Genomic DNA, 9,313 nt, shown 5'->3' on the forward strand with positions numbered 1-9,313 from the left:
GATGGCGCACTCACGGCGCGGCGGACGCCGCCACCTCCTCGGCCACGGCGGCGACCGTCCGGCGGACGTCCTCCTCGCGGTGTTCGCTCGTGAGGAAGAACCGCAGCCTCGACAGGCCCTCCTCGACGGCCGGGTGGAAGATCGGATCGGCGATGATCCCGCGGCGGAACAGCCGGTCCGCGACGCGCAGGGTGCGCCCCGAGTCCCCGAGCAGGACCGGCACGATGGGTGTGTCCGCGCTGGAGCCGGTGGCCAGGCCGGCCGCCGCGGCCAGCTTGAGGAACAGTGCGGAGTTGCGCCGCAGTGTGCGCACGCGCTGGGGTTCTGCGGCGATCAGCTCGGTGGCGGCGAGGGCGGCGGCCGCGTTGGCCGGGGTGAGCCCCACGCTGTAGACGAAACCGGGCAGGGTGTGCCGCAGCCAGCGCACCATCCGGGGCGAGCCGGCGAGGTAGCCCCCGCAGCTGGCGAAGGACTTGGAGAGGGTGCCCATCCACACGTCCACGTCGGACCGGTCGACGCCGTGGAACTCGCCGATTCCGCGGCCGTGTTCACCGACGGTCCCGATGCTGTGGGCCTCGTCGACCATGAGCAGGGCGCCGTACCGCTTCTTCAGCTCGATGACGGCGGGCAGGTCGGCCAGGTCGCCGTCCATGCTGTAGGCGCCCTCGACCACGATCAGGACCCGGCGGAAGCGGGACCGGTTGAGCCGCAGCAGGTGTTCCAGACTGCCCGCGTCGTTGTGGGCGAACGGCCGCCGTGCCGCCCCCGACAGGGCGCAGCCCTGCAGGATGCTGTCGTGGGCGAGCGCGTCGTGCAGGACGAGGTCGCCCGCACCCACCAGGTGCCCGATGGCGGTGACGTTGGTGGCGTGGCCGCTGACCAGGGTGAGGCAGTCCCCCACGCCGATGAAATCGGCCAGGGCGCGTTCGAGCCGGACGGTGAGCTCCCGCTCGCCCGAGAGCACGCGGCTCGCGGAGACGGAGGTCCCGTACCGCTCCACGGCCCGGTGCACGGCTTCGTTGACGGCCGGATGGCCGGATATCCCGAGGTAGTTGTAGCTGCCGAAGGAGAGGTACGAGCGGTCGCCGATCACCGTGGTGTCCCGGACGGTGCCCTCGTGGACGCGGAAATAGGGGAAGGCGGAGCCGCCGGCGGTGACCGCGCCGAGCCGCTCCTCGAAGAGGGCCACCTCCGGGAAGTCGTCGATGCTCGCGGCGTCGGCGCGCCATTCGCCCACCGCCTCGGGGGCGGCGGGCGGCCGTTGCCGGGCCGCCGGACGGGTACGGCCCGGGTCGAGCAGCGCGATCAGTCCGCCGACCGTGAGTTCGGGCGTGAACAGGTCCTCGGAGCGGAAGCCGGGGACGCGTTTGCCGAGGTTCACCGCGAGCTCCTGGAGCATGAGGGAGTCGAAGCCGAGGCCGGACACCAGCGTCATGTCCTCGCTGAGGTCCTCCAGGGGGAACACCCCGGTCCGCGACACCTCGGCGAGCACGAGGGAGGCCGCGTCCCGGCCGGACGCGGCGACAGCACCGGGTGTGTCGACGGGGGCGGCGGGGACGGCCGCGCCGGGTACGGCGGGGACGGGCCCGCCGGGGGCGACCGGCGCGGTCGACTCCCGGGCGGCATCGTCCACGACCCAGTGGCGGCGCGGGGCGAGCGGACTCGGCGGCAGGGTGCACGGGGGCGTGCGCCCCGGCGCGGAAGGTGTCGCCTGCATCGCCGCCGGTACGGGCGGCGCCCCCGCACGGTCGGCCTCCAGGGCCGATGCCGCGGCGTTCAGCCGCGCGGCGGCGTCGGCGGTGTCCCGCGCGACCAGGGCGAGGCGCTGCGGCAGGGGGGCGCGGCGGGCCAGGGTGTCCGCCACCCGGGCCAGCGGCAGCCGGTCCTCGGCGATGGTCCGGGCCACGTCCCGGGCGTACCGGGCCAGCCCGGTGCGGTCGCGGGCGGTGAGGAGCAGCTCGTACGGCCCCTCGGCCGGTGCCGGCCGGGCGGGCGGCTCGGGACACTCCTCCACCACCAGGTGGACGCCCGTGCCGCCGAAGCCGAAGGCGCTCACACCCGCGCGGCGTGGCAGGCCGTCCTGCTCCGGCCACGGGACCGGTGTCGTCGCGACGGTCAGCCGGGCGGCGTCGAGGGCGGCGGTGTCGGCCAGGCCGAACTCCGGCTGCGGCGGGATCACACCCCGCTGCACGGCGAGGACGGTCTTGATGAGCCCGGCGAGCCCGGCGGAGTTGAGCGAGTGGCCCACGACCGCCTTGACGGCGCCCAGGTGGGCCGGAGCGGCGTCCTCACCGCGCAACTCGCCCAGGACCGCGAGTTCGACGGGGTCGCCGACGGTGGTCCCGGTGCCGTGCGCCTCCAGGTAGCCCACGTCGCCCGGGGCCAGGCCCGCGTCGCGGTAGGCCCGGCGCAGGGCCCTGAGCTGGCCGCCCGCGCGGGGGTGCAGTCCGCCCTGCACGGTGCCGTCGTTGGCCGTGCCCACACCGCGGATCACGGCGTAGACGCGGTCGCCGGCCGCCCGGGCATCCGCAAGGGGCCGCAGCACCAGGACGCCCGCGCCCTCGCCGAGGACGAAACCGTCGGCGTCGGCGCCGAAGGGCAGGCATCTGCCGCTGCGCGAGATGGCGCCTATCCTGCACAGCCCCACCAGCAGGTCCGGGGCGAGGATCAGCTGGGCACCGCCGGCGATCGCGATGCGGGAGCGGCCCGCGCGCAGCGCGTGGACCGCGTTGGCGACGGCCATGAGGCCGCCGGAGCAGGCGGAGTCCAGGGCGTAGCTCTCGCCGTGCAGGTCGAAGACCGAACTAATGGTGTTGGGGCCCATGTTGAGAAGCAGTCCGGCCACCGACGTGCCGTGCAGGCCCTGGACCGCGCTGACGGTCTCCTGCCAGCCGGGGTCGGCGGCCCGGGCACCGAACTCGCCCCCGGCCAGCTGGCGCATCCGTATGCGCATGGTGCTGAGCTCGCGGTAGCCGCTCTCGGTGAGGGCCGTGATCACTGAGGTCTCCTCGCGATCGAACCCGTCGGCCTCCCATCCCGCGTCCTGGATCGCCTCCCTGGCGAGGTCGATCAGCAGCCGGTGCTGGGGGTCCATGGCGGCGGCCCGGCGGGGAGGTATCCCGTAGTGAACGGCGTCGAAGTGACCCACGTCCGGCAGGAGCGCCATGGTGTCGGTGTAGGCGGACGAGGTGTCGCGGAAGTCGTCGCTGAGGAAGGCGGCGCCGCGCCAGCGCCCGTCGGGAATGGTGGAGAACTGCGCCTGCGGGGCGGTGAGGAGGCGCCAGTACTCGTTCGGGTTGCGGGCTCCCGGGAAGCGGCAGGCCATGCCCACCACCGCTATCGCTGCGGACTCGTCCATCGGGGACGCCGTCCCTGTCATCGAGGTCGTCCGACGGTGGCCCTGCGGTCGCGCCACCAGTCCAAGGTGGCCTTGACCTGTTCGTCGACGGGGGTGGCGCGCACCGCGAAGGCGGCCTCGTAGGCGCTCGAGTCGACGACGAAAGGCCGGTCGAACTGGTAGCGGATCTCCTTGAGTTCGCGCATCAGCGGGGAGAACAGTCCCGCCAGGCCCAGTGCCGCCGGGGGGATCCTGCGCACCGTCGCCGGTCCGGTTCCGGCGCCTGCGGCGAGCAGGTCGGCCATCTCCCGTACCGAGCGCGCGGGACGGGTCGGGACATGCCAGGGACGTCCCCAGGCCCGCTCCTCGACCGCGACCTCCGCCATGGCCGCGGCCACGTCGGGCAGGTAGGTCCAGCTGTGCGGGGCGTCCGGGTCCCCGAGCGCGGAGACGGGCCTGCCGCGCAGCAGCGCCGGTACGACCCGGCCGGCGAGATGTCCGCCGTCGGTGACGCCGGGTCCGAAGAAGTCGGACGCCCGTACCTCGACCGCCCTGATGCGGCCCTGCTCGTGCAGGCTCCGTACCTGCTCCCAACCGGCCGCTCGGACGCGCCCCTTGGGGCCGGAGGCAGCGAGCGGCAGCGCTTCGGTGAGGGGCCCGTCCACCGGGCCGTAGCCGTAGAGGTTGCCCAGCATGACCAGGACGGCCCCGGTCTCCTCGGCCGCTGCGCAGGCCGAGGAGACGAGGTGCGGCCACGCGTGCACCCATTGGTGGTAGGGCGGAGCGGCGCAGTGGTGGATCGCCGCCGCCCCCCGCGCGGCGGCGGTCAGCCGCTCCCGGTCCGCCGCGTCGAGCGCGATGTGCTCGATCCCCGGTTCCGGGTCTCTGCCCGACCTGGTGACGACGCGTACGGAATGACCCTGCTCGGCCAGCAAACGGGCGGTGGCGGCGCCCGCGGGCCCGTAACCCATGACGACTTGAAGACTCACGGGCGCACAGTAGCGCGAGACCTGATCGACCTCTTACGAGTTTGGCCGGTACAAGACAGATTCTGGCACGTGGCGGCCGGGCCCGCTTCCACGGACCCGGCCGGTTCCGCCGGGCGTCAGACGCGGTCGGCGGCGATCAGGACGTACTGGAAGGAACCGTCCTTGTAGGAGTTGATGAACGCCTCCTCGATACCCGTGACCAGGGAGGACGTCGCCCGCAGCTCCCAGTAGGGCAGGGTGTCGGGCGTCAGGTCGATGACGGCCTGCGGCACGAGGCGGTTGTCGGCCATGGCACGCATGTACTCGCGCCGGGAGTGGATGTTGCACTCGAAGTGCGCGTTGATCTGGGAGACCCACTTCGAAGGCTGGCCGTAACGCGGGTTCCAGCACCCGGTGATGGTGACGTAGCGGCCGCCGACCGCGAGGACTCGGGAGTGCTCGGCGAACAGGTCGTGCAGGTCGACGTACATGCTCGACTCGTTGTTCCACGAGGCGGCGGCCTGTCCGGTTTCGAACGGCATGTTCAGCATGTTGCAGACACGGGCGCGGACGGAGTCCTCGATGCCCAGCTCGCGGGCGCGCTGGTTGGCGAAGTCGGCCTGCTTGGCCGACAGGGTCACGCCCTCCACCTTGCAACCGAACCGCTGGTGGGCCATGACCATGGAACCGCCGCGGCCGCATCCGGCGTCCACGAGCGTGTCGTCCCGGCCGATCGCGCCGAGGTGGTTGAGCAGGACGTCCGCCTGCGCGGACTCCAGGCGGTGGAGTTCGGCGATCAACTTCTTCTCGTATGCGCTGTCCTCCGCGTCCCCGAGGGCCGCGTGGTCGATGTCACCGATGCCGTAGTGGTGGTGGTACAGGCCGTCGACATCTCCGAGGCGCAGGTTCACCGGGCGCGCCTCGTGGTCCCAGTAGCGCGCGATGTCCCCCTGGTAGGGCGTCGCCGGAGCGGGGATGAAGGCGGAGGTGGGGGCGGCAACGCTGAAATCAGTGCTGGTCACGAATAAATCCATCCTTACCAGAAGTCGGGCAGGCTGTAGCGGTAGGTGTTGGTCTGGTGCCAGTAGTGGTTGCCGTCGACCCAGGCGGCCACGCCGCGCAGGAAGCGGACCACGCGTGGGTCGGGGCAGGACACGGCCAGTTCGGCGGCCGCGGCTTCGAAGGCGTGCATCAGGTCGTTGTGGACCTCCACCGCCTTCAGGTAGGCCTCCTTCGCGGGGAGGTTCTCCCTTTCCGCGATGACGACCGGCAGGTTCAGGTGCAGACCGGGGCTGTCGAGTTCCTTGGTGTACGAGTACAGGTCGTTGGAGATGGTGGTGGCGTTGCCGGCCAGCGCGATCACCCGCTGCATGGCGGGCATCGCGTGCAGCTCGGGCGGGAGTTCGTAACCGCCCACGGTGTCGGTGATGGTGGGGCAGGGGCGGAAGTTGTTGAACTGGCGCATCGCCAGGTACTCGGACACCTCCGGGACGTACTTCGTCTCGGCCCACGCCGCCTCGGCGAGGTAGCCCATGTGGAGCCGGGCCATGTCGTGCCGGAAGCGGTCGGCCTGCGACGGCGTCGCCGCCTGCGTGAAGTACTCCATGGCCGAGCGGTAGGAGCGCCGCGGCGCGTCCGAGAGGAGCGACTGCGCCCATTCCGGCTCGTACTCCGCGGTCGTGTGGACCGGGTCGAGCGCGGTGTGCGCCAGCAGAAGCCTTCCTCCTAGTCCGACCGGCGAACCTCCGTGGTCCTCGCAATAGCAGTCGTCGACGACGTTCTCGGCGACCATCAGCCGCGTGGCGATCATCAGGTGGTCGATGGTCGGGGCGTCCGGGTGGCAGGCGACCATGTAGCGGCCGACGGAGAAGCCGTCGAACTGGTCCTCCCACTCCGGCGGGTACGCCTGCACCTCGTCCACCGCCCACCGCTTGATCCGGCGGCTGACCTCCGCCACGCGGGCGGGGTCGGGTTCCGGGACCGGGTGGTGGTAGAGGCCGGGGATCGGCCGGCCCTGCGCCGCGGGCGGGGGCGGGGGCGCGGGAGGGCCGTCCGCTGCCGGTGCCGTGGTGAGCGGCGCGCGGAGGGGGGTGAAGAAGAACAGCCCCTGCGTGCCCAGGCCACTGGGGCCGCGCATGATCCGTTCCAGGGCCGGGTTCGGCGTCGCCGTCGCGGCGGCGGCCCGCCGGGCCGGCTCCGCGACCAGGTCCCCTCCCGGGCCTTCGCCCGTTGCGGGCGCACCGTCCGGGACGGCGGCGGTGGCGGGGGCGGCCGCGGGAGCGGTGAAGGGGACGAGGTGGGCGGGCCGGGCCGCTGCCGGCCCGAAGGGCAGGGCGGGCCCGGTCGGCAGCGCCGGCTTGCCCATGGTGACGGCGTCGGCTCCGCGACCGTGGCCGTGGGCTCCGGGCCGGGCCGCGGCGGCAGGCGGGCTCGACTGCGCAGGGGAAGGCCCGGGAACGGGCATCCGTGGCTCCTAGGTGAGGGGGTGGGGCTGTCCCGGATCCCGGGCTCGATCGACCGGGATCCGGGAGGGTCCGGGCGTCCGGCTGACGCGCCCGGGGCCGTCAGTCGCGCCGGCGGCCGATCTGGACGTTCTCCATCACGCCGAGCGCGTCGGGCACCAGGATGGCCGCGGAGTAGTACGTGGTGACCAGGTACGAGATGATCGCCTGCTCGCTGATGCCCATGAAGCGCACGGACAGGCCCGGCTCGTACTCCTCCGGCAGCCCCGTCTGGTGCAGGCCGATGACGCCCTGGTTGTCCTCGCCCGTGCGCATGGCGATGATCGAGCTGGTGTTCTCCTTGCTGATGGGGATCTTGCTGCACGGAAGGATCGGTACGCCGCGCCAGGCCGGGACCTGCTGGCCGCCGAGGTCGACGTGGTCCGGGTAGAGCCCGCGGGCGTTGAACTCGCGCCCGATCGCCGCAATGGTCCTGGGGTGGGCGAAGAAGAACTTCGTGCCGCGGCGGCGGCAGAGCAGTTCGTCCATGTCGTCCGGGGTGGGCGGACCGGAGTGCGTCTGGATGCGCTGCTTGAAGTCGGCGTTGTGGAGCAGGCCGAACTCGGGGTTGTTGACGAGTTCGTACTCCTGGCGCTCGCGCAGCGCCTCGATCGTGAGCCGGAGCTGTTCCTCGGTCTGGTTGTGCGGACCGTTGTAGAGGTCGGCGACGCGCGTGTGGACGCGCAGTACGGTCTGGGCGATGGAGAGTTCGTACTCGCGCGGCTTGAGTTCGTAGTCGACGAAGGTGCCGGGGAGTTCCGCTTCGCCGGTGTGGCCGGCGGACAGGGCGATCTCGGCCTCGCCGTGCTTGTTCTGCCGCTGGTTCGGGAGCGAGCCGAACAGCTCGACGTGGGCCCGGAGGTTCGGTGCGGCGTCGAGGACGGCGGCGAAGTCGGCGCGGGAGAGGGTGAGCAGGGTGCCGGAGGTCTCGGCGGTGGCCGTGTAGTCGGCGGTCGCGTCGGCGTCCAGCAGCGCGTTCTCGCCGAACCGGTCGCCGTCGGCCAGGACGGCGACGGCGATCTCGTCCCCGTACTTGCCGACGGACGTCTGGTTGATGCGGCCGTGGGCGATGAGGTGGATCCGCTCCGCGGGGGCACCGCGCTCGATCAGTACCTCGCCGGCGCGGAAGTCGCGCTGGACGCACCGGTCGGCGAGCGTCGCCAGCACCTGCTCGTCCTCGAAGCCCCGCAGCATGGCGAGTTCACCGAGTTCGCGGGGGATGACCCGGACAGTGGCTCCGTCCTGCACGAATTCGATGCGGCCGTCGCCGACGGTGTACGTCAGACGGCGGTTGACCCGGTAGGTGCCGCCCTTGGTCTCCACCCACGGGAGGGTCCGCAGCAGCCACCGGGAGGTGATCTCCTGCATCTGGGGGGCGGACTTGGTCGTGGTGGCAAGGTTGCGGGCGGCCGCCGTGCCCAGACTCGTCCGCTGGGTCGGTTCCAGCTGGGCCTCTGGGCTGGTGTCCACGGTCATCGCGCAGGTCTCTCCTTCGTGCGGGCGGTGATCGGCGCATACGGGTGCACCTCACCAGTGAAAGAAGAAAAATAGGGTGGATACCCGGGCAATCCCTCTGGATCCGGAAGCACACTAACCGCCGGCGAACCGGCTCACCCATCGGAAGGGGTCGGGATTACCTCAAAACGGTGATCTTGAGTCGCCCGGTGTTTGATCATCACCTCGGCGGTTTCGGACACGTGCGCCGTACACTTTCCGCCAGGACCACATCTGACCGGCAACTTCCGTACGGACGCTGCCCGTTCCGGACGGCCGGTCGGCCCCCGCCGGCGGCGTCGTACCCTACGGCCATGACGGACGACGAGGACCTGATACTGCGGGAAGCACTGGGCGCGCTGGGCGCTGTCGGGGGCGGCCCGGGCGGGCGGCTCGGCGCGAAGTTCGCGGCCGGGCGGCTGAAGAAGAACGTGCACGAGGTCGAACTGACCCTGGAGGGCGTCCCGCCCGCCGAGGCCGCGGCCCGTACGACCGACCTCCTGCTGCGCCTGGGCACCCCGGTGCGCACGAGGGCCACCGATTCCCCCGAGACGGTACGCGTCGTCCGCGCACTCGTCGGCGGCGGATTCGCCCAGATGAACCCGGTACTGGTCACCGTGACGCTGACGGACACCGGGGCGGGAGCCACGACGGCCCGCGTCCGCGGAGCCGCCAAGGAAGGCCTGATCAAGCAGCGGGCGGGCGAAAAGACCGCCCACCAGGTGGCCACCCTCCTCCTCGGCCACCCACCGACTCCGCGGGGAGGCTGAGGGGGCGGCGCGGTAAGGGGCGGGAACTTCGGCGGGGCGGGGTGTGGGCGTGCGGGGTGGCTTCGGTGGGGCGGGAGCCGTGTGCTCGGTAGCAGGAACGGTCTGGGGGTTTCCCGTCAGTCCCATCGTCCTTCCGTGCCGGGCCGGTCCGTCAAGGGCGCTCCCTGCGGTCGCGTCGCTTCGCGATGGAGCTTCGCTCCACCCTTGACCGACCGCCCCGTCCCGGAAAGCCGAAAGACTGCC

General features: G+C 72.2%; 6 protein-coding genes. 1 reads left to right on the top strand and 5 read right to left on the bottom strand.

Annotated features, from left to right (window positions below):
* Window positions 1–10 precede the first annotated feature (10 nt).
* From IF89_RS0111760 to IF89_RS0111780, 5 genes are all read right to left on the bottom strand, one after another.
* Window positions 11–3,358 (bottom strand): aminotransferase class I/II-fold pyridoxal phosphate-dependent enzyme, encoded by a 3,348-nt coding sequence (locus tag IF89_RS0111760; protein WP_043193688.1) that lies wholly within the window; start codon window positions 3,356–3,358, stop codon window positions 11–13.
* Window positions 3,359–3,375: 17 nt separating this feature from the next.
* The gene (locus tag IF89_RS0111765; RefSeq protein ID WP_030765185.1) at window positions 3,376–4,326 is read right to left on the bottom strand and encodes an NAD-dependent epimerase/dehydratase family protein; all 951 of its coding nucleotides are present in this window, start codon (window positions 4,324–4,326) and stop codon (window positions 3,376–3,378) included.
* A 116-nt stretch (window positions 4,327–4,442) separates the two neighbouring features.
* Window positions 4,443–5,339 carry a geranyl diphosphate 2-C-methyltransferase gene (locus tag IF89_RS0111770; RefSeq protein ID WP_107047248.1) on the bottom strand — a complete coding sequence of 299 codons (897 nt, stop codon included), beginning with the start codon at window positions 5,337–5,339 and terminating at the stop codon, window positions 4,443–4,445.
* A gap of 2 nt (window positions 5,340–5,341) precedes the next feature.
* Window positions 5,342–6,769 (bottom strand): family 2 encapsulin nanocompartment cargo protein terpene cyclase, encoded by a 1,428-nt coding sequence (locus IF89_RS0111775; RefSeq protein ID WP_030765190.1) that lies wholly within the window; start codon window positions 6,767–6,769, stop codon window positions 5,342–5,344.
* Window positions 6,770–6,869: 100 nt separating this feature from the next.
* The gene (locus tag IF89_RS0111780) at window positions 6,870–8,282 is read right to left on the bottom strand and encodes a family 2B encapsulin nanocompartment shell protein (RefSeq protein ID WP_030765192.1); all 1,413 of its coding nucleotides are present in this window, start codon (window positions 8,280–8,282) and stop codon (window positions 6,870–6,872) included.
* Between the two features lie 332 nt (window positions 8,283–8,614).
* On the opposite strand from IF89_RS0111780, the gene IF89_RS0111785 reads away from it, so the two are divergent.
* Window positions 8,615–9,070 carry a hypothetical protein gene (locus IF89_RS0111785; protein ID WP_051806985.1) on the top strand — a complete coding sequence of 152 codons (456 nt, stop codon included), beginning with the start codon at window positions 8,615–8,617 and terminating at the stop codon, window positions 9,068–9,070.
* Window positions 9,071–9,313 lie beyond the last annotated feature (243 nt).

This window comes from Streptomyces sp. NRRL F-2664 (genome assembly GCF_000719345.1).
Lineage (GTDB): Bacteria > Actinomycetota > Actinomycetes > Streptomycetales > Streptomycetaceae > Streptomyces.